The sequence below is a fragment of the Actinophytocola xinjiangensis genome, from assembly GCF_001921215.1.
Taxonomy (GTDB): domain Bacteria; phylum Actinomycetota; class Actinomycetes; order Mycobacteriales; family Pseudonocardiaceae; genus Actinophytocola; species Actinophytocola xinjiangensis.
In genome coordinates this window covers 491,659-515,158 of sequence record NZ_MSIF01000002.1, presented here as the reverse complement: position 1 = coordinate 515,158, position 23,500 = coordinate 491,659, and the positions used below count along the sequence as shown (strand labels likewise).

The 23,500-nt window shown below is 70.6% G+C and carries 17 protein-coding genes; 6 read left to right on the top strand and 11 right to left on the bottom strand.

What is annotated here, in order from left to right:
• Positions 1–47 precede the first annotated feature (47 nt).
• Positions 48–785, top strand: coding sequence for a helix-turn-helix transcriptional regulator (locus BLA60_RS07065; protein WP_342744711.1), 738 nt, complete (start codon positions 48–50; stop codon positions 783–785).
• 60 nt (positions 786–845) lie between these two features.
• On the opposite strand, the gene BLA60_RS07060 is transcribed toward BLA60_RS07065, so the two are convergent.
• Complete coding sequence (locus BLA60_RS07060) at positions 846–1,673, bottom strand: AfsR/SARP family transcriptional regulator (protein ID WP_075131907.1); 828 nt, start codon at positions 1,671–1,673, stop codon at positions 846–848.
• A gap of 165 nt (positions 1,674–1,838) precedes the next feature.
• Entirely contained in the window at positions 1,839–2,165 is a 327-nt protein-coding gene (locus tag BLA60_RS07055) for a DUF6235 family protein (protein ID WP_075131906.1), read from the bottom strand.
• A 67-nt stretch (positions 2,166–2,232) separates the two neighbouring features.
• Here BLA60_RS07055 and BLA60_RS07050 point away from each other — a divergent pair, with 67 nt between their 5' ends.
• The gene (locus tag BLA60_RS07050) at positions 2,233–2,847 is read left to right on the top strand and encodes a TetR/AcrR family transcriptional regulator (RefSeq protein ID WP_245811853.1); all 615 of its coding nucleotides are present in this window, start codon (positions 2,233–2,235) and stop codon (positions 2,845–2,847) included.
• Positions 2,848–2,901: 54 nt separating this feature from the next.
• Here the strand turns inward: BLA60_RS07050 and BLA60_RS07045 are convergent, their stop codons facing one another.
• The 5 genes from BLA60_RS07045 to BLA60_RS07025 all read right to left on the bottom strand — a co-directional run bounded on the left by BLA60_RS07045 (position 2,902) and on the right by BLA60_RS07025 (position 9,688).
• Positions 2,902–3,879 (bottom strand): ABC transporter substrate-binding protein, encoded by a 978-nt coding sequence (locus BLA60_RS07045; RefSeq protein WP_075131904.1) that lies wholly within the window; start codon positions 3,877–3,879, stop codon positions 2,902–2,904.
• A gap of 3 nt (positions 3,880–3,882) precedes the next feature.
• The gene (locus tag BLA60_RS07040; RefSeq protein WP_075131903.1) at positions 3,883–4,881 is read right to left on the bottom strand and encodes an ABC transporter permease; all 999 of its coding nucleotides are present in this window, start codon (positions 4,879–4,881) and stop codon (positions 3,883–3,885) included.
• On the bottom strand, positions 4,878–6,554 hold the full coding sequence (locus BLA60_RS07035; protein WP_245811852.1) for a sugar ABC transporter ATP-binding protein: 1,677 nt from the start codon (positions 6,552–6,554) through the stop codon (positions 4,878–4,880). The genes BLA60_RS07040 and BLA60_RS07035 overlap by 4 nt, the downstream gene beginning before the upstream one ends.
• Before the next feature lie 239 nt (positions 6,555–6,793).
• Positions 6,794–8,815 carry an amidohydrolase family protein gene (locus tag BLA60_RS07030; protein WP_075131902.1) on the bottom strand — a complete coding sequence of 674 codons (2,022 nt, stop codon included), beginning with the start codon at positions 8,813–8,815 and terminating at the stop codon, positions 6,794–6,796.
• A gap of 75 nt (positions 8,816–8,890) precedes the next feature.
• Positions 8,891–9,688, bottom strand: coding sequence for a class I SAM-dependent methyltransferase (locus tag BLA60_RS07025; RefSeq protein WP_162292914.1), 798 nt, complete (start codon positions 9,686–9,688; stop codon positions 8,891–8,893).
• Positions 9,689–9,758: 70 nt separating this feature from the next.
• Here BLA60_RS07025 and BLA60_RS07020 point away from each other — a divergent pair, with 70 nt between their 5' ends.
• Positions 9,759–10,700: a glycoside hydrolase family 113 protein gene (locus tag BLA60_RS07020; protein ID WP_075132112.1), complete on the top strand. Its 942-nt coding sequence runs from the start codon at positions 9,759–9,761 to the stop codon at positions 10,698–10,700.
• An 84-nt stretch (positions 10,701–10,784) separates the two neighbouring features.
• Positions 10,785–13,160, top strand: coding sequence for a hypothetical protein (locus tag BLA60_RS07015; RefSeq protein WP_075131900.1), 2,376 nt, complete (start codon positions 10,785–10,787; stop codon positions 13,158–13,160).
• A 47-nt stretch (positions 13,161–13,207) separates the two neighbouring features.
• Here the strand turns inward: BLA60_RS07015 and BLA60_RS07010 are convergent, their stop codons facing one another.
• The gene (locus BLA60_RS07010) at positions 13,208–15,694 is read right to left on the bottom strand and encodes a DNA gyrase/topoisomerase IV subunit A (protein WP_075131899.1); all 2,487 of its coding nucleotides are present in this window, start codon (positions 15,692–15,694) and stop codon (positions 13,208–13,210) included.
• 13 nt (positions 15,695–15,707) lie between these two features.
• A complete protein-coding gene (locus BLA60_RS07005) occupies positions 15,708–17,759 on the bottom strand; it encodes a DNA gyrase/topoisomerase IV subunit B (protein WP_075131898.1) in 2,052 nt (683 codons plus the stop codon).
• A 130-nt stretch (positions 17,760–17,889) separates the two neighbouring features.
• Between BLA60_RS07005 and BLA60_RS07000 the strand changes: the two genes are divergently transcribed.
• The gene (locus tag BLA60_RS07000; RefSeq protein ID WP_075131897.1) at positions 17,890–19,290 is read left to right on the top strand and encodes a 3' terminal RNA ribose 2'-O-methyltransferase Hen1; all 1,401 of its coding nucleotides are present in this window, start codon (positions 17,890–17,892) and stop codon (positions 19,288–19,290) included.
• Between the two features lie 2 nt (positions 19,291–19,292).
• A complete protein-coding gene (locus BLA60_RS06995) occupies positions 19,293–21,803 on the top strand; it encodes a polynucleotide kinase-phosphatase (protein WP_075131896.1) in 2,511 nt (836 codons plus the stop codon).
• Position 21,804: 1 nt separating this feature from the next.
• Here BLA60_RS06995 and BLA60_RS06990 read toward each other — a convergent pair whose 3' ends face one another.
• Positions 21,805–22,536 (bottom strand): SDR family oxidoreductase, encoded by a 732-nt coding sequence (locus tag BLA60_RS06990; protein ID WP_075131895.1) that lies wholly within the window; start codon positions 22,534–22,536, stop codon positions 21,805–21,807.
• 61 nt (positions 22,537–22,597) lie between these two features.
• Positions 22,598–23,413, bottom strand: coding sequence for a hypothetical protein (locus tag BLA60_RS06985; RefSeq protein WP_075131894.1), 816 nt, complete (start codon positions 23,411–23,413; stop codon positions 22,598–22,600).
• Between the last annotated feature and the right edge of the window lie 87 nt (positions 23,414–23,500).

The following is a 23,500-nucleotide window of genomic DNA, read 5'->3' as shown; positions in this document are numbered from 1 at the left end:
TAATGGGCGATGTAATCGAGAAGGCCGTCGAGCGTGTCATTTGCGCATTGCAGGAGAATCTGGGCGAACAGATCACGATGGACGACATGGCCCGCACGGCGATGTTCAGCAAGTTCCATTTCTCACGGATGTTCCTCCGGGTGACGGGCATCTCGCCCGGTCGTTTCCTGTCAGCCCTGCGCCTGCAGGAGGCCAAGCGGTTACTGCTGACGACCTCGATGACGGTGGCCGACATCAGCCACCTGGTCGGCTACAACAGCATCGGCACGTTCAGCTACCGCTTCCGGGGCAGCGTCGGCGTCTCGCCGACCGAGTACCGCCAGTGCCGGGGCATGGTCGCCCCGCTGGCCGCGCCCGAGCACGACGGCGACGCCGTGCTGCGCGGTCACGTCTGGCAGTCCCGCGGCGGGGCGCCGGGCCAGGTGGTGGTCGGACTGTTCCCCGGGCGGATCGCCCAGGGGCAGCCGGTGAGCCACGTGGTGCTCCCCGGCGCCGGTCCGTTCGAGCTGACCGGGGTGCCGGCCGGGAGCTGGCACGTGCTGGCGCACTCGGTGGACGTCGGCCACGACTCGCCGAACGCCGGTCAGCCCTACGTCGCCTCGTTCGGCCCGGTGGAGGTCTCCCCCACCGGTGGCCCGATCCGCGACATCGACATCTGGCTGCGGCCGAGGCGGATCTTCGATCCGCCGGCGCTGCTCGCCCAGCTCGACGTCGCGATGTGGGCCGCGCGCACCAGGACACGGGCTGCCGGCAGGACTGACCAGGCCGTCCTGCCGGGGGCCTGACCACTCTGCGCCCGGCGGGGTCGTTCGGGAGGTGTTCCCGAATGACCCCGCGTGAGCGTGTCAGCTGGCGATGGCGTCCGGCGCCCAGGTGTTCACCATGAAGCGGGGGTCGTCGACGATGGAGTCGCCGGTCAGGATGGCCCGGTGCAGCTGCTGGAGCCGCTGCGACGGGTCGACCCCGAGGTGGTCACGGATGTTGGCCGACATGTCGCGGTAGACCTGGAGGGCCTGACCCATCCGTCCGGAGCGGTACAGCGCGATCATGTACTGCGCCATGAAGTTCTCCATGTACGGGTGGCGTGCGCAGAGCGCGGCGAGGTCACCGAGCAGCTGGTGGTGGCGGCGCAGGTAGAGGTCGATGTCCACGCGCAGGGTGAGGTCGGTCAGCCGGCTCTCGGCCAGCCGCATCACCTCGATCTCCAGCTGCGGCCCGGCGGGGACGTCCACCAGGACCGGCCCACGCCACAGGGCGAGTGCCTCGGAGAGCAGACGTTCGGCCTCCTCGTACCTGCCGGCGGCCCCGGCGATCCGCCCGGCGGTGGCCAGTCGGCCGTACTGGACGAGATCGACGTGATCGGGGTCGATCTGCAGCACGTACCCGGTGTGCCGGGTCGCGACGATCTCGCGGGCCAGGTTCTGCTGGCCGGCGGGTAGCGCCTCGCGGATCAGCTTGCGGACCTGTAGGACGTAGGTCTGCAACGTGCCGGGGGCGCTGCGGGGCGAACCGGTGCCCCACAGCTCCTCCATCAGCGTCGTGCTCGTGACGACCCGACCGACGTTGATGGCCAACATGGCCAGCAGCTGACGCGGCTTGCTCGCCGACGGGACGACGGACCTGCCGTCGACCGTCACCTCGAGTGCGCCGAGTACCTTGATTTCAGCACGCATGCTCTACTCATTTCGCCGTGGGTATTCACGTCCCCGTTATGGCGCATTCCGTTACACGTCTCTGCACGCAGAGTACGGTGACCGCGAGCGATCACAAATCTCCTGGAATGCGCCTGAGCGGGGAAAACGGCGCGTGAGTGGCACTGGGGCACGACCGGAGAGGGGTTACGCGGCGTGCCAGGGGGCGGACTGGAGGTCGGAGAGCCGGCCGCAGGGCCCGATCCCGACGACCCCGAACGAGTCGTAGCAGTTGACCCGGATCTTCATCGCGAGGTCGTCCTTGACGATCACGAAGAACTCGTTGGGCCGGCGGTAGTCGTCCACGACCCGGTAACGGTTGAACAGCGACCGGTCGACCATGGCGAACAGCGCCTCGTAGACGACGTTGCGGCGCGCCTGGCTGGCGGTCTCGGCCCACCGCTCGATGACCTCGATCCCGGTCTCCAGCCGGAAGCAGGTGGGGTGGTTGACCTGGTTCGGTTCGTTCTGCATGACCCCTCCTGGATTCCATAACGATGTTCTGCTATTAAACATATCGGCGTTATGAAACACTGTCAAGGTGAGCACCCGGCATCAGAAGGACAGAGCACGCTCGGAGATGGTCGAGGTCGCGGCGCGACTGCTCGCCCAGGGAGACACCCTGACGGCGCGAAGACTGTGCTCGGAGATCGGCTCGTCGACCATCACGGTGTACACGCGCTTCGGCAGTATGGGCGGCGTCGTACGAGCCATCGTCCACGACGGCTTCGCCCGCCTGGCCGACATGCTCGCCCAGGTCGGGCGAACGTCGGACCCGGTGGCCGACCTGGCGCTCTACGGGCGGGTGTACCGGCACGCGGCCCTGACCAACCCGCACCTGTTCGCGGTGATGTTCGGCCGGGGCGCGGGGCGCGTGGAGGGGCGGTACGCGATGGGGCGGGTGGTGGAGTGCGTGTCCCGGTGCGTCACGGCGGGCCGGTTCCGCGAGGTTGACGCGGGGTTGTGCGCGCACCAGCTGTGGATATCGGTGCACGGGTTGGTGATGCTGGAGAACGGGGGGTACGTGGCCGGAGGGCTGGCCGAGCATCTGGTGTCGTTGCTGGTGGGCGCCGGCGACTCGTTCGAGTCCGCGTCGGAGTCGGTGCGGGTCTCCGGCGAACGGTTCGGTGCCCTTCAGTCGTCAGGCAACGGGTGACCCGAACGGGGAGAAGCGGCCGCGATCAACCACCGCGGCCGCCCCGAAAACCCTTTACTCGTAAAGAACCGCGGCGATCTCCTCGGAATCGACGTTCGTCTTGTCGTACCACCGGAACCCGGTGTCGACCGTCTTCGGCAACGACTCCCCGTCAATGGCCTTCATCGCCGCGATGACCAACTCACGACCCATGTTGACCGGGTCCTGGGTCACCGCCCCGGCCATCGCCCCGTCCCGGATGGCGTCGACCTGGGCCTTGCCGGAGTCGAACCCGACCAACTGGAGACCGGACTTGCCGCTCTCCTCGACACCCTTGATCACGCCGATGGCCGAACCCTCGTTGGACGCGTAGATCCCCACCAGATCGGGATTCGCCGAGATGATCGACTTCGTGATGTTGGCCGACTCCAGCTGGTCCCCGCCACCGTACTGCGGGTCCAGTACCTCGATGTCCGGGGCGTTGGCCGCCATCCACTCCGTGAACCCGTCCCGGCGGTCGATCCCGGAGCGGCTCGTCTGGTCGTGCACGACCATCGCGACCTTGCCCTTGTTGCCGACCAGCTCGGCCATCCGCTTGGCCGCTTCGGCCGCGGCCGCCTTGTTGTCGGTCGACACCGTGGTCAGGGGCACGTCACTGTCCACACCGGAGTCGAAGGCGATCACCGGGATGTCCTGGCTCTTGGCCTGCTGGAGCAGCGGCTCGGCGGCCTGGCTGTCGAGCGCGGCGAAGCCGATCGCGTCGGGGGACTTGGCCAGGTCGTTGGTGAGCATGTTGACCTGCTCCTCGACGTCGGCCTCGGTGGGCGGGCCGACGAAGGTCACCCTGGCGCCCTGCTTCTCGGCCTCTTCCTCAGCGCCCTTCTTCACCGCCTGCCAGAACTGGTGCTGGAAGCCCTTGGACACGATGGCGATGTACGGCTGCTCACCATCTCCACCACCGCCCCCACCGGCATCGCCGGACTCGCCGCAGGCGGTGAGTGAGACGGCCATGGCAGCGCCGGCCAGCAGCGCGCCAGCCCTGTGCATCTTCATCGATCAGGCCTCTTTCTTCCGGAGAATGTCGGTGTAGACGGCCACGAGGATCACGCAGCCGAGGATGACGCTCTGCCACTCCTGGGGAATGGACATGATCTGCAGCCCGTTGTTCAGCGTCGAGATGATCAGCGCGCCGATCAGCGTGCCCACGATCGAGCCCCGGCCGCCCGACAGTGACGTGCCGCCGATGACCACCGCCGCGATCGCCTGCAGTTCGTAGCCCATGCCGGTCGCCGGTTGGGCCGAGCCGAGCCTCGCGGAGATCATGATGCCGGCCAGGCCGATGAACAGGCCGGCGAACGCGTAGATGATGATCTTCCATTTCCGCACGTCGATGCCCGACAGTGCGGTGGCCTCCTCGTTGCTGCCGATCGAGTACGTGTACCGGCCGAGGACCGTCCTGGTCAGCAGGACCCCGGCGATGATCGCCACCACGATCAGCACCAGCACCGCGTTGGGGAGCTCGACGCCGGGAATCAGGTTGCCGGTGGAGATCTTGGTGTAGCCGGGCTCGTCGGAGAAGTAGATCGGCGCGCTGTCCGACAGCACCAGCGCCAGCCCCTCGGCCACCAGCATCATCGCCAGCGTCGCGATGAACGGTGGGATCTTCAGTACCGCGATCGCCACCCCGTTGACCAGTCCCATCAACCCTCCGAAGAGGACTGTCGCAACGAGACCGATGCCCAGCGGCAGGTCCAGCTTGACGATGAACACGCCGGACATGACCGCGCACAACGCCATCCCGGTGCCGATCGACAGGTCGATCCCACCGGTGATGATCACGAACGTGGTCCCGATCGCCAGCGTCCCGATCACCACGGTGGAGAACAGGATCACCACGAACCGGTCGTAGGTGAAGAAGTACGGGCTGGCGATGGAGAAGAACGCGAAGATCACGATCAGGCTCGCGAACGCCAGCAGCTGCTGCAGACGCCCCTTCGCCGCCGTCACGAACCCGCTGCCGAGCGACCCCCGCGCAGGCGTCCTCGTCGAGGTCATGCCCCACCCTCCCTGTCAGCCAACCGCTCGTCCGCGCCGGTCTCCGCGCCGGTTTCCGCGCCGGTCTCCGCGCCGGTCTCCGCGCCGGTCTCTGCGGGATCGAGGCCGAGCTCGACGGCGTCCCGCGCGTTCTCGTCGGGACGCAACGTCGCGAAGTGCATGATGTTCTCCTGGGTCGCCTCGTCGGCGTCGAGGACCGTGGTCACCCGGCCCTCGCTCATCACCACCACGCGGTGGGACATCCGCAGCACCTCGGGCAGCTCCGAGGAGATCATGATGATCGACTTGCCCTGCTCGGCCAGTTCGTTGAGCAGGGCGTAGATCTCCTCCTTGGCGCCGACGTCGATGCCCCGCGTCGGCTCGTCGAAGATCAGGATGTCGCAGTCACGCGCCAGCCACTTCGCGATCACGACCTTCTGCTGGTTGCCGCCGGAGAGGAACTTCGTCGTCTGGTCCACCGACGGGGTCTTGATCCGCAACGACTCGGTGTAGGAGCGGGCGGTGGCGCGCACCGCCCGGTCGTTGACGAACCCGCCCCTGGCGAAGCGGCTGCGCAGCGCGCTCAACGTCACGTTGGTCTTGACGTCCTTGTCCAGCAGCAGCCCGTAGCGCTTGCGGTCCTCAGACAGGTACCCGATGCCGTGGGCCACCGCGTCGGCCGGGTTGGCGATCCGCACCGGCCGCCCCCGCAGCGTGAGCACGCCGCCGGTCACCGCGTCGGCGCCGACGATCGCCCGCGCGGTCTCGGTGCGCCCGGCGCCCATCAGCCCGGCGAAGCCGAGGATCTCGCCGGCGCGCAGGTCGAAGGTGACGTCCTTGAGCTGGGTGGTGTTGCGCGCCGCCCGCGTCGACAGCCCGGTGACCTCCAGCAGCACCTCGCGGCCCGACCGCACGCCCTGCGGGCCGGCGTTCTCGGCCAGGGTGCGGCCGACCATCATCGAGATGATCTCGCTGGTGGTCGTGGACCCGACGTCGACGGTGTCCACGTAGTTGCCGTCGCGGATGACGGTGACCCGGTCGGCGATCCGGCGGATCTCCTCCATGCGGTGGGAGATGTAGATGGCCCCGGTGTCCGGCAGCACGAAACGTCGGATCAGTTCGTGGAGGGTGGCGACCTCGGCGTCGTTGAGCGCCGCGGTCGGCTCGTCCATGATCAGGACCTTGGGGTCGTAGGAGAGCGCCTTGGCGATCTCCACCATCTGCTGGTGGGCCACGGTCAGCTTGCCGACCACGGCGTTGGGGTCCAGCGGCAGCGACAGCCGCTCGATCAGCTCGCTGGCCCGGCGCACCAGCCGGCGCTCGTCGAGCAGCATCCCCCGGCGCGGTTCGCGGCCGAGGTAGATGTTCTGCGCGACGCTCAGGTGCGGCACCAGGTTGAACTCCTGGTGGATGATGCTGATGCCCAGCTCGGTGGCGTGCCTGGGTCCTGTGATCCGCAGCGGCTGCCCGGCCAGCGCGAACGTGCCGGAGTCCGCGGTGTGGATGCCGCTGAGCAGCTTCATCAGCGTCGACTTGCCGGCGCCGTTCTCGCCGACGAGCGCGAGCACCTCGCCGGCGCGTAACTCCAGGCGCATGTCCTCCAGCGCCCGCACGCCGGGGAAGGACTTGTTGACCCCCGCCACCTCCAGCAACGGCGGCCGGTCGGCGCTGGACTCCGTCGTCTGGGTCAGCACCCCGCCTCCCTTCGGTCGACGCCGGCGACGGGCGCACGGTATCGCCCGGCGGTGACCGGTGGTAGGACGCGGTGGGGCTCGAACCTGGCGAGCCGGAGCGCGACGATGCGAGCCACGTCGGGGAGGTTAGACATCGGATGTATTAACCGTCAAGGTTATCGCTGGCTCTGACAGCACACTGCAACGCAGTGCGCCGAGCCCGTCACCCAGCCCACAGATTCGTCAGATGTCTGCGGTGATCAGAACGCCTCCGCGCGCTCCCAGGTTCGCAGGTACGTTTCCGCGCCCCGCGTCAGGTCGTCCATGATGGCGTCCGCGTCGGACCCGGCCGCGATCCGCAGGTCGGCCAGCCAGTCGGGCAGCAGACCGTAGTGGGCCATGCCGTCGACGTTGAGGTCGTAGGTCCGCTCCCCGGTGCGCTGACGGTCCACCGTGGACCCGCCGTCGAAGGTCGGGAACGGGTACTCCAGCGGATGCGCCGCCGCGTCACCCCGCGGTGGCGGCTGGTGACCGAACCCGCCGGTGTCGAACCCGGCCCCGGTGCCGAAGTCGGCGTTCGGCCCGGCCGCGTCGCGGACCTTGCGCCACTCACCGACGAACTGGCTGGTGCCGTGACCGTACGGGCCGGCGATACCGCCGAGCGCGAGCACCCTCGGGTAGTAGCTGGGGTCCAGCCACGAGTGGCTGGACACGACACCCGGGTAGTCCCTGGCCTCCAGCACGTCCAGCGCCTGGTCCATGGCCTTGACGCCCATGTGGTCGATGTCGATCAGCATGCCTCTGGACATCATGCCGTCCATCGCGTAGCGACCCAGGTCGGTCAGGCCGTTGATGTTGCAGTGCGGCGCGCTCGGGTACACCGGCAGCGTCACCCCGGGTGGCAGCAGCGCGGCCAGCGGCCCGGCGAGGATGTCGCTCTCCACCGAGATCGTGTTGTCGTGCGCCGGCCCGGTGCAGGTTTCGGCCTCCCAGAACCGTCCGGTGGAGTAGAAGTTGGCGGCGTTGACGACCACCCCGGCGGTGCCGCCGTCGAAACGCACCCCGCACAGCGCATTGTCGAACTTGTGGCAGACGAACATCCGCCGCACGCCCAGCCCGTACAGTTCGTCGAGCCCCGCGTCGATGTCGGCCCGGTCGCACAGCGGCGTGCCGTTGCGGACCCCGCAGCCGAACGGCTGGGACACCTCCACCCCGAGCACCACCGCGAGCTTGCCCTGCTCGATCACCGTCCGCGCCTGCGCCGGATCGGTCACGATCCGGAACCAGCCGCGGCCGGGGCCGCCGTTCTGGTCGTCGATGAACCGTTCCAGCTCCCGGATGCGCTGGGACTGCAGGCGCACGGAGGACATGTCGTCACAGGCGTTGCGCTTGAGCGGGTAGATCTCGCACAGGGCGGCGTTGTTGACGAACAGGTTGGTGTAGACACGCAGGCCGCCGCGCCAGGCGCGCTCCAGCCAGCGGTAGTAGGAGGCCTCGTGGGTCCAGGAGTTGTGCTTGGGCCAGTCGGTGAACGTCGGCCAGCCGGTGGTGTCGTGGGTGAAGGAGGGGTAGCCGCCGCCGGCGATGTTCTCCCACCACGCGCCGAGGCCGTTGGGTTCGTGGTCGGGACAGTCGGTCAACGCGTCGGTGATCCCGTACCTGCTCCACGGCTGTCCACAGTGGATCTCCCCGCCGATGAACTCGAACGAGGTCAGGTGGTTGTGCAGGTCGACGATCCCACGCACCTGGCCGTCGGGCGTGGTGCCGGACAACGGGGTCCCCTCGATGTTGAGCTGCGCCTCCGGGGCGGGCGCGCAGTTCGTGGCCGGCACCAGCGCGAACCGCGTGCCCGACGAGCGCAGCGCGAGCGTGCGCAGGATCGGGTCGACCGCGACCTCCCGCCCGTCGGCGACCGCGGCGACCCGCGCCCCGTCCCCGTCGGCCACCAGACGCCAGTCGGTGCGCGGCCCGGCGGCCGGCGCGGCCAGCACCCCGAGGACACCGAGCCCGGTGCCGAGGAAGTCCTGGCCGGTGCCGTAGAGCAGGAAGGTCTGGTCCCCGGTCCGCTGGAGCCGGAAGGGCTGGCCGGCGTCGCCGCCGGTGGCCTGGTAGCCGCCGAGCGCGTTGCGCACCACGAACTTGCCCGACGGTGCGCGTAGCGCGACACAGTCCCCGTCGGCGGCGGACAACTCGGGCGCGGCCGCTGTCGCGGCGGGCGTACTCCCCGCCACGAGGGCGACGATCGCCACCAGAACCAGACCCACGAACCGGCTGCGCACCATTGCTACTCCCGGGTAAAGGTGAGGTCTTATCACCTTCGCCGGTCCGGGCCGGCCCGTCAAGCACTCCCCGGTACGTCAGGCCCGCGCCGTGCCCGCCAGGATCTCCCGACGGTCGACGAACGCGTCCGGCGGAAACGACGCCAGCCGTGCCCGCACCGCCCGGACGCACTCCGCCCTGGCCGCCCCGTCCAACCCGGCGAGCCGCCGCGACGACGAGCCGACCGTCCGATGCTGCTCGACGAAGTCCTCGACACCGGGCCGATGCGACCACGCCACCGGCCCGACCCGGATGTCGCCGAACCCGGCGGCGGCGAGCACACCGGTCAGCTTGTCGACCGTGTTGACGTCGACGTGCCGACTGACCAGCGTGTCCTTCGGCGCGCCTGCCCGGTCCAACTCCTCGGTCCACACGTCGACCGCCGGCACCGGCGGATCGGCCCCCCAGACCGCGACCCCGACCGTCCCGCCCGACGCCAGCAGCCGGTACACCTCCCGCGCCCCCGCCGCCGGCTCGGGCAGGTGGAACAACATGAACGCCGCCACCACCACATCGAACACCCCACCGCCGAACGGCAACCGCGCCCCATCAGCGACCACCCGGGGGAAATCGCCGGGCGCCCGCCGCAACATCCCCACCGCCCGATCCGCCCCCACGACCACCGCGTCCGGCGCGTGCCGGCGCAACGCCGGCAACAACGTCCCCACCCCCGACCCCAGATCGAGCACCGACCCCGCCGACCGCAACGGCAACCGCTCCAGCAGAGCGAGGCTCACCGGGTGCAGCACCCCCGCCCACCGCCGCTCGTAGTGCTCCGCACTCCTGGAGTAGTGCGCGGCCAACGCCCGCACCGCGTCCTGCGACGTACCGGTCATACCGATACCGTAACGCCGCACCGGCCCCGACTCGATGGGAGCGCTGATCAGGGCGGGTAGCGTCGGCGGCATGCGTGCGCTCGGGATCAACTACGACACCGGTTTCCTCCCCGGGGACGAGCTGTCCCGGACGGTGTTCACCGCCGACGGTGTTCGGCATGACCTGGCGGTGATCGCCGGGGAGTTGCACTGTGACGCCGTGCGGATCTCCGGGCGCGAACCCGATCGGCTCGATGCCGCCGCCTGGCAGGCCGCGGACGCCGGCCTGGAGGTGTGGTACGCGCCCTTCCCGGTCGACCTGGCGGAGGACGACCTTGTCCCCTACCTCACCGAGTGTGCCCGGCGGGCCGAGGTTCACCGGCGGCGCGGCACGGACGTCGTGTTCGTCGCGGGGTGTGAGTTGTCGGCGTTCGGGAAGGGGTTCATTCCCGGACGGACCTACGGCGACCGGATGACGGCGATGGCCAACGCCGACCTGGAGTGGTGGTCGACGCTCGGGCCGGTTCAGGACAGGCTCAACACCGTTCTGGCAACGGCCGTGGCCGCGATACGTCCGGTTTTCGGCGGCCGGATCAGTTACGCGTCCGCGCCGTGGGAGTTCGTCGACTGGGAACCGTTCGACGTCGTCGGGGTGGACGCCTACCGGGCCGAGTACAACCTCGACTCCTTCCGGGACGAGCTGCGCCGCCACCGCTCGCACGGCAAACCCGTCGCGGTGACCGAGTTCGGCACCTGCCCCTACCGGGGCGCGGGGCTGCGCGGCGGAATGGCGTGGGACGTCCCGGCCGACGCCGTCCCCGACGAGGACGAGCAGGTCCGCTACCTCACCGAACTCCTCGACCTGTTCGACGAGGAAGGTGTCGACACCGCGCTGTGGTTCACCTTCGCCGGGTTCAGCCGCCTCGGGGACGCCGCCCTCGGCTCCTACGGTGTGGTCCGCATGCTCGACGACACCCACTGGGAACCCCGGCGCGTCTTCGACGCCATGGCCTCCCGGTACCGCCGCAGCTGACCAGGGAACTCGGCCGTTCGGACGCGTGGTTCGTCCATCTGGGATCAGTAAAATCGGGGGAAAACGCCATCCTGGGGGCACGTCATGCGAAGATCGCTGAGATCCGTCCTGATCGCCACGCTCGTGGCACCGCTCGTCCTCGTCGGCCAGTCGGCCACCGCGCACCAGCCCGCGCCGGCCGCCACCGCCTCCCTCTACCAACCCACGACACCGACCCGGGTCCTCGACACCCGCACCGGCGTCGGCGCGCCGACCGGCAAGGTCGGCCCGGTCTCCACCCTCACCGTGGACCTCTCCACACACCTCCCGACCGACGCCACCGCCGTCGTTCTCAACGTCACCGGGATCTCCCCGGGCGCCGCCACCCTCGTCACGGCCCACCAGGCCGGCACCGCCCGGCCGTCGGTGCCCAACCTGGTCCTCACCGGCACCGAGATCCGCAGCAACCTGGTCACCGTGCCCGTCGGCGCCGACCGGCGGATCAGCCTCTACAACAACGCCGGCAACCTCGACCTGACCGGCGACCTGTTCGGCTACTACCGCACCGGCGGCGGCCACCTGTTCCAACCGCAGGACGGTGAGCGGGTCACCACCCTCACCCTCGGCCCCCGCCAGACGACCACCGTCGACCTCACCGAGTACGTCGACCAGACCGCCACCGCCGCCACCCTCAGCCTGACCGCCGCGCCCAGCGCGTCGACCTTCCTGACGGTCTGGGACGGCGGCCCCCGGCCCGAGGTGTCCAGCCTCAACACCGCCCAACGGGCCACCAACCAGGCGACCGTCGTCCTCAACGCCGGCCGCCTCGTGTCGATCTACAACCACGCCGGCACCGTCACCCTCGACATCGACCTCGTCGGCTTCCACGGCGTCCGCTTCGGCGCCAAGTACGTCCCCGTCACCCCGACCGTCGTGTTCGACACCCGGTCCGGCGTCGGCACCCGCGACCACCGCGTCGGCCCGGTCACCTCCGCCGCCCCGGCCGAGATCCTGCCCGGCACCGCGCTGCCGGACACCGCCATCGCCGCCCAGCTGACCCTGGCCACCCTGGACCCGACCGGCTCGACGGCCGTGACCCTCGACGAACGCGACACCGACCCCGGCACGACGGACCTGACCGCGCAGCCCGGCCGGGTCACCCCCGGTCCGGTCACGACCACCGTCCTGCGCGAACACCCGAACCAGCGCGCCTACGTCCACACCCGCGACAGCAGCACCCACGTCGTCGCCGCCCTCACCGGCTACTTCACCGGCTGGGTCCCCGGCTGCGTCGACCACTGCGCCTACGCCGAGGGCCCCAACCTGGGCGAACTGGGCATCGGCACCACCACCACGTCCGCCCCGCCGAGCAACACCGGCCTGTACTTCCCGGTGACCGACGCCGGTGACGGCTGGGCGCTGACCTCCGTCGGGCAGCTGTGGCAGTGGGGCTCCGACAGCCGCACCGGACCCGTCGGCTGGCGCGACGGCCGCAGCACCATGCCGGTGCCCACCGCGCCGTTCCGCGACGTCGAACAGGTCTGGTACCAGGAGGACGAACAGCGCGACAGCATCATCCTCCGGCGCGCCGACGGCACCCTGTGGGGCTGGGGCCAGCAGGGCTACTACCGGTTCAACGACAGCACCGACTACAACCACATCCACCGCACCCCCGTCCGGGTGCACGACCTGACCGACGTCGTCGCCCTGGACTCCAGCCGCCAGACGACCTTCGTGGCGAAGAGCGACGGCACGGTCTGGTCCTGGGGCGTCAACTACGGCGGCCAACTCGGCTTCCCGGACAACGAGGTCCCCCTGCGGCGGACACCCCTCCAGATCCCCGGCCCGGCCGGCGTCGTCGACCTGCACGCCGCCCGCGCGATCTACGCCAGGACCGCCGAGGGCACCGTGTGGTCGTGGGGCCTCAACACCGACGGCGAACTCGGCACCGGATCGACGGCGGTGACCGGCACCCCCGCCCAGATCCCCGGCCTGACCGGCGTGACCTCGGTGACCACCGCCGACTACGGCACCGCCTACGCGGTCGCCGCCGACGGCGCGCTGTGGGCGTGGGGCGACAACAGCCGAGGGCTGCTCGGCAACGGCACCGTCGGCGGATCGTCGAACGTGCCGGTCCGGGTCACCGCGATCGACAAGCCGGTCGCCGAGATCGTGACGAAGGACCAGCGGGTGTTCGCGCGCACCACCGACGGCGACGTGTGGGCGTGGGGCGACAACCGCGACGGCGGCCTGGGCAACGGCGAACTGTGCACCGACTCGTGCACCGTGCCCACCCCGCGGCGCATCGCGCTCACCGGCATCACGCAGGTCACGGCCGGTCAGGCGGTCGCCCCCGACGGCTCGGTGTGGCGCTGGGGACACCTCGACGCGGAAGGCCAGCGGGTCACCGTGCCGACCCGGCGCACCGACGTGTCCGATGTGGTCGCCCTGCGCGGCGGCCTGTTCGTGATCCGACCCTGACGATCGGGCGGTCGGTGCCGTTCCCCCGGCACCGGCCGCCCGACCAGCTAACCCCGCTCGACCAGCCGGCCGACCATGTCCGGCCCGGGATGCGCCGTCCCCGACCCGTCCCGCCGCACATCCGGCTCCGGCAGCTCCACCGACGACCCGTTCTTCGCCACCCCGGCCGGCCGAGGACCGACCCAGCCCAGCACCAGCCGCGACTCGCCCTTGAGGAACCGGTGGGTCCGCACCCCGCCGGTCGCCCGCCCCTTCGCCGGGTACTTCGCGAACGGCGTCACCTTCACGCTCTGCCCCGTCGCCGTGACCACCATCGGCTCGCCGTGCTCGTCGTCGTCGGTGCGCAGCGCCCCGAAGAACACCGCCTCCGAGCCCGCCGTCAGGTTGATGCCGGCCATCCCGCCGCCCTTGAGGCCCTGCGGGCGCACCAGCGACGCCGGGAACCGCAGCAGCGACGAGTCCGAGGACAGGAACACGCACGTCTCCGTGCCGTCGGCCAGCCAGACCGCGCCCAGAACCTCGTCGCCGTCCCGCAGCCCGATCACGTCGAACTCGTCGGAACGCACCGGCCAGTCCGGCGCACACACCTTCACCACCCCCGAGCGGGTGCCCAACGCCAGCCCCGGCGACCCCGCCGCACGCTCGCCCAGCGGCGCGATGCCCACGACCCGCTCGCCCTTCTCCAGCGGCACCAGCTCGCTGGCCGCCATCCCGCCGCCCAGCGACACCGTGCCGGCGTGCTCGGGCAGCACCGGCAGCGGCAGCACGTCGGTCTTGAACGCGCGGCCCCGGCTGGTCACCACCAGGATCTGGCCGCGCGCCGTGCTGTGCACCAGCGCGGCGACCGCGTCGTGCCTGGCGCGCCCGCTGCGCCGGCGCGCCTCGGTCGCCTCCTCGGACTCGGCCGCCGTGCGCGCCACCAGCCCGGTGGCCGACAGGATGACCTGGCACGGGTCGTCGGCGACCTCCAGCGGGCCGGCCGGCTTCGACGCGGCCAGCACCTCCTTGAGGTCGCCGTCGATCAGCGCGGTCCGCCGCTCCCCGGCGAGGTCCTTGGCGACCTTGGCCAGTTCGGTGGACACGACCTTGCGCAGCACCGAGTCGTCGTCGAGGATCGTGGACAGCTCGGCGATCTCGGCGCGCAGCCGCTCCTGCTCGTCCTCCAGCTCCAGCCGGTCGTACTTGGTGAGCCGGCGCAGCGGGGTGTCGAGGATGTAGGTGGCCTGGACCTCGGTGAGCTTGAACCGCTTCATCAGGCCTTCCTTGGCCTCGGCGGCGTTCTCACTGGTGCGGATCAGCCGGATCACCTTGTCGATGTCCACCAGGGCGATCAGCAGACCCTCGACCAGGTGCAGCCGCTCCTCCCGCTTGCGGCGCCGGTACCGGGTGCGGCGGGTGACGACGTCGTAGCGGTGCCGCAGGAACACTTCGAGCAGCGCCTTGAGGCCAAGGGTGCGGGGCTGCCCGTCGACGAGCACGAGGTTGTTGATGCCGAAGGACTGCTCCAGCGGCGTGAGCCGGTAGAGGTCGGCCAGTAACGCCTGCGGGTTCACCCCGACCTTGCACTCGATGACCAGCCGGGTGCCGTTCTCACCGTCGGTCAGGTCCTTGACGTCGGCGATCCCGGTGAGCCGCTTGGACTTCGTCACCTCGTCGGTGATCTTCTCGATGATCTTCTCGGGGCCCACGGCGTAGGGCAGCTCGACGACGGTGATCGCCTGCCGGCCGCGGCTGCCCTCCAACAGCCCGATCTCCACCTTGGCGCGCATCCGGACCACGCCGCGCCCGGTCTCGTAGGCGCGCCGCACCTCGTCCAGGCCCAGCAGCATGCCGCCGGTCGGCAGATCGGGGCCGGGGATGAACTCCATCAGCTTGTCGAGAGTCGCGTTGGGATGGTTGATCAGCCACCGCGCCGCCCCGATGACCTCACCGAGGTTGTGCGGGATCATGTTCGTCGCCATCCCGACCGCGATCCCGGACGTCCCGTTCACCAACAGGTTCGGGAACGCCGCCGGCAGCACAACCGGCTCCTCCAACGACCCGTCGTAGTTGGGCCGGAAGTCCACGGTGTCCTCACCGAGCTCCCCGACCAGCAACATCGCCTCCCGCGACAACCGGGATTCCGTGTACCTGCTCGCGGCCGGTCCATCGTCTGGGGAACCAAAATTTCCGTGCCCGTCGATGAGCGGGGCGTTCATCGAGAAGTCCTGGGCGAGGCGGACCATGGCGTCGTAGATGGCCATGTCGCCGTGCGGGTGGTAGCGGCCCATGACGTCACCGACGACGCGGGAGGACTTCACGTAGGGGTGGGTCGGCCGGTACCCGTTGTCGTTCATGGAGTACAGGATCCGGCGGTGGACGGGTTTGAGGCCGTCGCGCGCGTCGGGCAGGGCGCGGGAGTGGATGACCGAGTAGGCGTACTCCAGGTAGGAGTCCTCGATCTCGGTCTTGAGCGAGTTGTCGAAGACCTGGGCGCCCGCGCGGTCGAAGGCGGCAGGGTCGACCCGGGTCGTGCGGGCCTTGCGGCGTGCCATGTCGTTCCTGTCCTCAGATGTCGATCGCCGACTGGTCCACCCTGGCGGAGGACTCGACCAGCCACGCCCGCCTCGGTTCGACCTTCTCCCCCATCAACAACTCCAGTGCCGCCTCCGCGGCCTCGGCGTCGTCGAGGGTGATCCGGCGGACCGACCTGGTCGCCGGGTTCATCGTGGTCTCCCAGAGCTCGTCGGCGTCCATCTCGCCGAGCCCCTTGAACCGGGGCACCGGCGTGATGATCTGCCGCCCGGCCTTCTCCAGCCGGGCGACCGTGGTCTCCATCTCCCGCTGGGTGAAGGTGAAGATGGTCTCCGCGTTGCGCCCCTTGGTGGTGATCTTGTGCAACGGCGGCATCGCGGCGTACAGCCGCCCGTCCTCGATCACCGGCCGCATGTACCGGGCGAACAACGTGATCAGCAGCGTCCGGATGTGCGAACCGTCCACATCGGCGTCCGCCATCAGGATCACCCTGCCGTAGCGCATGGTCGACAGGTCGAACGTGCGCCCACTGCCCGCCCCGAGCACCTGCACGATCGACGCGATCTCCGCATTGCGCAACGTGTCGGCGAGACTCGCCTTCTGCACGTTGAGAATCTTGCCCCGTAACGGAAGCAGCGCCTGGTACTCGGACACCCGCGCATGCCGCGCGCTGCCCAGGGCGCTGTCGCCCTCGACGAGGAACAGCTCGCTGCGGGCGATGCCGGTGGCGCGGCAGTCGACGAGTTTCGGGGGCATGGCGGCGCCCTCGAGGGCGGTCTTGCGGCGGGCGGCGTCCTTCTGTTGTTTCTGGGTGAGGCGCACGCGGGAGGCGTCGACGACCTTCTGCAGGACCGTTTTGGCCTCGGTCTTGGTTCGGCGGTTCTCGGTCCACGCCTTGATGTGTTGTTCGACGATGCCCTGCAGGACCTTGGTGATGCCGGCGGTGGACAGCTCGTCCTTGGTCTGGGAGGTGAACTGGGGTTCGGGCAGGCGCACGTGCACCACCGCGGTCATGCCCTCCTGGACGTCCTCCAGGGTGGGTGGGTCCTCCTTGGGTTTGAGCAGGCCCCTGGTCCGGCCGATGGCGTCCTGGACGGACTTGAGGACGGCGCGGTCGAAGCCGCGCCGGTGGGTGCCGCCGTGGACGTTGCGGATGGTGTTGGTGAAGCATTCGACGGTGCGGTCGTAGCCGGTTCCCCAGCGCAGCGCGACCTCGACCTCGGCCCGGCGTTCCACTTTGGACTGCATGACGCCGTTCTCGTCGGCGGCGTTCTCGCGGTAGGTGCCCTCGCCGGTGATCATCAGGGTGCCGGAGACGGCTTTCTCGTCGCCGGGGGCGAGGAAGTCGACCATGTCGGCGATGCCGTTGGGGTAGGAGAACGTCTCCTCCTCGATGGCGCCGTCGGTGGCGTTGCGCAGCACGTAGGTGACGCCGGGGACGAGGAACGCGGTGTTGCGCAGCTTGCTGCGCACGGCCTCGATGTCGAGCGTGGCGTTGTTCTCGAAGTAGCGCGTGTCGTGCCAGTAGCGGGTGGACGTGCCGGTCGGCTCGCCGCGTTTCATCCGGCGTTCGACCTGGAGGCCGGACTGCTTCTTGAACTTGGCCTTGGGGCCAGGCCCGTCGAACACACCGGGGACGCCGCGCGCGAACGACATCTGGTGGACCTTGCCCTCGCGGCGCACGGTGATGTCGTAGCGGTGGGACAGCGCGTTCACCGCGGAAGCGCCGACGCCGTGCAGGCCGCCGGAGGTCTTGTAGCCGGTGCCGCCGAACTTGCCGCCGGCGTGCAGGCGGGTGAGCACCAGTTCGACGCCGGAGAGTTTGGACTTGGCGTGCGTGCCGGTGGGGATGCCCCGGCCGTCGTCGTCGACCTGGACGCTGCCGTCGGCGTGCAGGGTGACCACGATCTTGGTGGCGTGGCCGGCGACGCCCTCGTCCGTCGAGTTGTCGACGATCTCGTTGACGAGGTGGTTGATGCCGCGGCTGTCGGTGGACCCGATGTACATGCCGGGGCGTTTACGCACCGCCTCGAGTCCCTCGAGATGCGTCAGATCGTCGGCCCCGTAGAAGGTCTCCGCAGTCACCCTCAGCTCCTGTGTCCCATTGCCGCGCCATGATCGACCAACCCGGTCCGCGGCGCGCACCACCGTAGATGAGGGTATCCGCAGGCCCCGACAAGACTACGCATTTGCTCTGGCGGCCATACTGATCACCATGCTGGTGACCCTGTCGACAACCCACCGCCCCGCCAGTGACCTGGGCTTTCTACTGCACAAACACCCCGACCGGGTTCAGTGTTTCGACGTGGCCGCCGGGGTGGCGCACGTCATGTACCCGGAGGCTGACCAGTCGCGGTGCACGGCGGCGCTGGTGCTGGAGGTCGACCCGGTGGAGCTGGTGCGCTCGGCCAGGGGAACGGCCGGTGAGGGGTTCTCGCTCGGCCAGTACGTCAACGACCGGCCCTACGCTGCGTCCTCGCTGCTGGCGGTCACGCTGGGCAAGGTGTTCGCCACGGCGATGAAGGGCCGCTGCGACGCGCGCCCGGAACTGGCGGCGACGGCGATCCCGCTGGAGATCCGGGTCCCGGTGCTGCCCTGCCCCGGCGGCCCCGACCTGGTGCGGCGGCTGTTCGCCCCGCTGGGCTGGGCGGTCATCGCGACCCCGGTCGAGCTGGACCCGGCGTTCCCGGAGTGGGGCGTGTCCCGCTACGTCGACCTGCGGCTGGCCGGGACGCTGCGGCTGGCCGAGGCGCTGTCCCAGCTGTACGTGCTGCTGCCGGTGCTCGACGACGCCAAGCACTACTGGGTCTCCGGCGACGAGGTCGACAAGCTGATCCGCGCGGGTGGCGCGTGGCTGCCGGGCCACCCGGAGCGGGAGCTGATCACCGCCCGCTACCTGGCCCACCAGCGCGGCTACGCCGCCGAGGCGCTGGCCAGGCTCGACGCGCTGGACGACCGGCCGGGGGAACCGGACGAGCGGGAACCGGACGGGCACGACTCCGCTGACCGGCGGGTGCCGACGCTGGCGCAGGCGCGGCGGGCGGCGATCCTGGCCGAGCTGGCCTCGGCCGGCGCGACCCGGGTGGTGGATCTGGGCTGTGGGGAGGGAAACCTGCTGCGTGAGCTGGTCGCCGACCGGTCGTTCACCGAGATCGTCGGGGTGGACGTGGCGGCGCGGGTGTTGCGTGCGGCGAACCGGCGGCTGCGCCTGGACGAGCTGCCCGACCAGCGGCGGGTGCGGTTGTTGCAGGGCTCGGTGACCTACGCCGACGACCGGCTCGCCGGGTTCGACGCGGTCGTGCTGTCCGAAGTGGTCGAACACGTCGACCCGCCGAGGCTGGGGGCGCTGGCGGCGGCGGTGTTCGGCACGGCCGCGCCGACGGCGGTGATCGTCACCACACCGAACGCCGAGTACAACGCGTGCTGGGAGTCGCTGCCGGCGGGCCGGTTCCGGCATCCGGACCACCGTTTCGAGTGGACCAGGGCGGAGTTCGCGGCCTGGTCGGACGGGGTGGGCGCCGAGTTCGGCTACCGGGTGCGGCGGGTGCCGGTCGGGCCGGTGGACGAGCGGGTCGGGGCGCCGACGCAGCTGGCCGTGTTCACGAGGGGGGCGTAGCGATGCCGACGCTGGCGATTCCGGAGTTGAGCCTGGTGGCGCTGGTCGGCGTGTCCGGGTCGGGCAAGTCGACGTTCGCGGCGCGGCACTTCGCGCCGACCCAGGTGCTGTCCTCGGACTTCTTCCGCGGCCTGGTCGCCGACGACGAGAACGACCAGTCGGCCAGCGCCGACGCGTTCGCGGCGCTGTACCAGGTGGCCGCGCTCCGGCTGCGGGCCGGGCGGCTGACGGTGGTCGACGCGACCCACCTGCACCGGGAGGACCGGGCGCGGCTGGTGGCGGCGGCCCGCGAGCAGGACGTACTGCCGGTGGCGGTGGTGTTCGACCTGCCGCCGTCGGTGGCCAGGGAGCGCAACGCGGGACACCGGGCGCTGCCCGACCAGGTACTGCGCCGCCAGCAGGACGCGCTGCGGCGGTCGGTCCGGGGGCTGGGCCGGGAGGGCTTCCGCAAGGTCCACGTTCTGTCCTCTGTGGACGATGTGGCGGCGGCGCGGGTCGAGTGGGAGAAGGCCTACAACGACCGCCGGGAGCTGACCGGCCCGTTCGACGTGATCGGCGACGTGCACGGTTGCCTGATCGAGCTGCGGGCGCTGCTGACCAGGCTGGGCTACGTGGTGTCCGACGATGGCGCGTACCACCCGGGCGGTCGTACGGCGGTGTTCGTCGGCGACCTGGTCGACCGGGGACCGGCGACCCCCGGGGTGTTACGCCTGGTGATGGGCATGGTCGAGGCCGGAACGGCGCTGTGCGTGGCCGGCAACCACGAGGCGAAGCTGGTCCAGGCGCTGGACGGGCGGAAGGTGCGGATCGCGCACGGCCGGGCGGAGTCGCTGGCGCAGCTGGCGGCCGAGCCGGCGGAGTTCCGGGCGCGGGCGCGGGAGTTCATGTATGGCCTGATCAGCCATTACCGGCTGGACGGCGGGCGACTGGTGGTGGCGCACGCGGGGTTGAAGGAGCAGTACCAGGGGCGGTCGTCCGGCCGGGTGCGCGCGTTCTGCCTGTACGGCGACACCACCGGCGAGACCGACGAGTACGGCCTGCCGGTGCGGCTGCCGTGGGCGCAGGACTACCGGGGTGCGGCGGCCGTGGTTTACGGGCACACCACCACGACCGAGGCGGAGTGGGTGAACAACACGATCTGCCTGGACACGGGGTGTGTGTTCGGCGGGGAGCTGACGGCGTTGCGCTGGCCGGAGCGCGAGCTGGTGTCGGTGCCGGCGGAGCGCGAGTACTACGCGCCGGTGCGTCCGCTGGCGCCGCTGGTACCGCAGCGCCCGCCGGGCCTGCTGCGCCTGGACGACGTGCTGGGAGCGCGCACGGTCGAGACGCGGCTGCTCGGCCACCTGAAGGTGCCGGAGGAGAACGCGGCCGGGGCGCTGGAGGTGATGAGCCGCTTCGCCGTCGACCCGCGCTGGCTGGTGTACCTGCCGCCGACGATGGCCCCGCCCCAAACCTCCACTGTGGACGGAATGCTGGAGCACCCGGCGGAGGCGTTCACGAGCTACCGGTCGGCCGGCGTGGCGAAGGTCGTCTGCGAGGAGAAGCACATGGGCTCGCGGGCGGTGGCCGTCGTGTGCCGCACCCCGGACGCGGCCCGCACCCGGTTCGCCGTCGACGACGGCACCGCCGGCGCCCTGTACACCCGCACCGGCCGCCCCTTCTTCGACGAGGCGACGACCGCCAGCCTGCTGGACCGCGTCCGCCGGGCCGCCGAGCCCCTGTGGTCGGACCTGGACACCGACTGGCTCGCGCTGGACCTGGAACTGCTCCCCTGGTCGGCCAAGGCCGGCGCCCTGCTGCGCGACCAGTACGCCCCCGTCGGCGCGGCAGCCAGGACGGTGTTACCGCAGGTCAACGAGGTCCTGGCGGCCACAGCCAAGCGGCTGGGGCCCGGTGTCGTGGACGACCTCGCGGCCCGCCAGAGCCGGCGACTGCACAATGCGCAGGTTTACACGCGGGCCTACGGCCGGTACTGCTGGCCGGTCGACGGCCTGGACGGGATCGCGCTGGCCCCGTTCGCCGTCCTGGCCGGTGCCGGCGGCGCGTACGCCGGACAGGACCGGGACTGGCACCACCGCGTGCTGGACACGCTGGTCGCCGCCGACCCCGAGCTGTTCCGCCCGACCAGACGCCTGTCCGTGGACGTGACCGACGAGACGTCCGTCGCCGCCGGCATCGACTGGTGGACCGAACTCACCGCGACCGGCGGCGAGGGGATGGTCGTCAAGCCGTTCGAGGGGCTGGCGCGGGGGAAGCGGGGGCTGGTGCAACCGGGCGTGAAGTGCCGGGGGCCGGAGTACCTGCGGATCATCTACGGGCCGGACTATCCCGACCACCTGGACCGGCTGCGTCAACGGTCGCTGGGGCGCAAACGTTCGCTGGCGTTGCGGGAGTACGCCCTCGGTCTGGAAGCCCTGGACCGGTTCGTCGACGGCGAACCGTTGTGGCGCGTCCACGAGCCCGTGTTCGCCGTCCTGGCACTGGAATCCGAGGCGGTGGACCCCCGCCTGTGACCTAGCCCCGGCCGATGTAGGGCATGGTGGTGGCCATCAGCGTCAGGAACTGGATGTTGGCCGACAGTGGCAGTTCGGCCATGTGCAGCACCGCGTCGGCGACGTGTTGGGGGTCCATGACCGGTTCGGCGCGCACCGTGCCGTCGGCCTGGGGGACTCCGGTGGAGAAGTCGGCGGTCATGGCGCTGGCGGCGTTGCCGATGTCGATCTGGCCGCAGGCGATGTCGTGGGCCCTGCCCTCCAGCGACAGCGCTTTCGTCAGGCCGGTGACGGCGTGTTTCGTCGCCGTGTAGGCGACCGCGCCGGGGCGGGGGACGTGCGCGGACACCGAGCCGTTGTTGATGATGCGGCCGCCGCGCGGAACCTGGGTGCTCATCAGGCGGAACGCTGCCTGGGCGCAGCGGAACGTCCCGGTCAGGTTGGTGTCGACGACCTGTTGCCAGTCCTGTTCGGACACGTCGGTCAGGGGGCCGCCGGTGCCGAAGACGCCGGCGTTGTTCACCAGGACGTCCAGTCGGCCGTGGATGGTGGCGACGTGGTCGAACAGCGCTCGTACCGACGACCCGGACGTCACGTCGGCGACGAACGGTGTGGTGCCGGGCACGGCGGCCAGGGTCTCGACGTGGCGGCCGGCCACCACCACCTCGTAGCCGGCCTCGGCCAGGGTGGTGGCGATCCGGCGGCCAAGACCGCTGCCGCCGCCGGTCACCAGTGCGATCCTGGGTGTCGACATGGGTCATCGATACCACACGGGCCGGTGCGGCCCCGGGAGAAACGGGGCCGCACCGGGGTGCTCAGCCCGGGATGAGCCGGCGCGGGCCGATGATGGCGGCGACGCCGCTGATCACGTAGCCCAGCGCGGGCCCGTAGGCGCCGATGCTCAGCGACTCGGACTCGGGCGCGAAGTCCTGCACGGCGTAGATGTGCACGCCGGCGATCACCAGCAGCACGATCCCGGCGATCCGCCGGAACCACACCATCGCCGTGCGCAGCATGAAGATCACCAGCACCAGCACGGCGACCGCGACGACCACGGTGGTGAGTTCCTGGCGGGACAGGTCGACCCCGCCCTCGCCGAACATCTCCAGCAGGCCGTAGCGCAGCACCAGGTAGCCGACCCCGACGATCGCCAGCCCGGCCCACACGAACTTCATCGCCACCGACTCGAGGACCGAGACGAGGGCGAGCAGCACGCCGAGCGCCGCCAGCGGGTAGGTGAACAGCACGACGTACCAGCCGCCGAAGCCGCTGGCGCCGGCGTCGGTGACCGCGTCCCACAGTTCGGGCAGCGAGATCGGCTCGCCACCGGCGGCCGAGGCCGACACCCACGGCAGGATCAGCAGGCACAGCACCTGCACGACCAGCCCGAGCACCGTGAGAACCAGGCCGATACCCGGGATCCGGAAGCCACCGCCGCGCTCGTCGTCGTAGGACGGCGGCGGCCCCGCCGCTGGTCTCTGCGGCGGCTGGCGGTAGGGGTCCTGCTGCTGGTAGGGCTCGCGGTAGCCGGGCTCCTGGTACCCCCCGTACTGCTGCTGCGGAGGGTACGCCGGCGGCCGGCCGTACGGCTGCCGCCCTGGTTCGCCCTGGTACGGGCCGGATGGGGACATGCGGGCACCGTACCCGCCGAACGCCGCGAGGAATACCGTCGGTATCGCCGAACCGTCCGCGAGCGGCCCGGTCGCGCGTTACCGTCG

What these genes read in the sequence shown, in the direction of transcription:
- BLA60_RS07060 (WP_075131907.1), bottom strand. Translation starts at nt 1,673, where the DNA reads ATGCGTGCTGAAATCAAGGTACTCGGCGCACTCGAGGTGACGGTCGAC.
- BLA60_RS07055 (WP_075131906.1), bottom strand. Translation starts at nt 2,165, where the DNA reads ATGCAGAACGAACCGAACCAGGTCAACCACCCCACCTGCTTCCGGCTG.
- BLA60_RS07045 (WP_075131904.1), bottom strand. Translation starts at nt 3,879, where the DNA reads ATGAAGATGCACAGGGCTGGCGCGCTGCTGGCCGGCGCTGCCATGGCC.
- BLA60_RS07040 (WP_075131903.1), bottom strand. Translation starts at nt 4,881, where the DNA reads ATGACCTCGACGAGGACGCCTGCGCGGGGGTCGCTCGGCAGCGGGTTC.
- BLA60_RS07030 (WP_075131902.1), bottom strand. Translation starts at nt 8,815, where the DNA reads ATGGTGCGCAGCCGGTTCGTGGGTCTGGTTCTGGTGGCGATCGTCGCC.
- BLA60_RS07025 (WP_162292914.1), bottom strand. Translation starts at nt 9,688, where the DNA reads ATGACCGGTACGTCGCAGGACGCGGTGCGGGCGTTGGCCGCGCACTAC.
- BLA60_RS07020 (WP_075132112.1), top strand. Translation starts at nt 9,759, where the DNA reads ATGCGTGCGCTCGGGATCAACTACGACACCGGTTTCCTCCCCGGGGAC.
- BLA60_RS07015 (WP_075131900.1), top strand. Translation starts at nt 10,785, where the DNA reads ATGCGAAGATCGCTGAGATCCGTCCTGATCGCCACGCTCGTGGCACCG.
- BLA60_RS07010 (WP_075131899.1), bottom strand. Translation starts at nt 15,694, where the DNA reads ATGGCACGCCGCAAGGCCCGCACGACCCGGGTCGACCCTGCCGCCTTC.
- BLA60_RS07000 (WP_075131897.1), top strand. Translation starts at nt 17,890, where the DNA reads ATGCTGGTGACCCTGTCGACAACCCACCGCCCCGCCAGTGACCTGGGC.
- BLA60_RS06995 (WP_075131896.1), top strand. Translation starts at nt 19,293, where the DNA reads ATGCCGACGCTGGCGATTCCGGAGTTGAGCCTGGTGGCGCTGGTCGGC.
- BLA60_RS06990 (WP_075131895.1), bottom strand. Translation starts at nt 22,536, where the DNA reads ATGTCGACACCCAGGATCGCACTGGTGACCGGCGGCGGCAGCGGTCTT.
- BLA60_RS06985 (WP_075131894.1), bottom strand. Translation starts at nt 23,413, where the DNA reads ATGTCCCCATCCGGCCCGTACCAGGGCGAACCAGGGCGGCAGCCGTAC.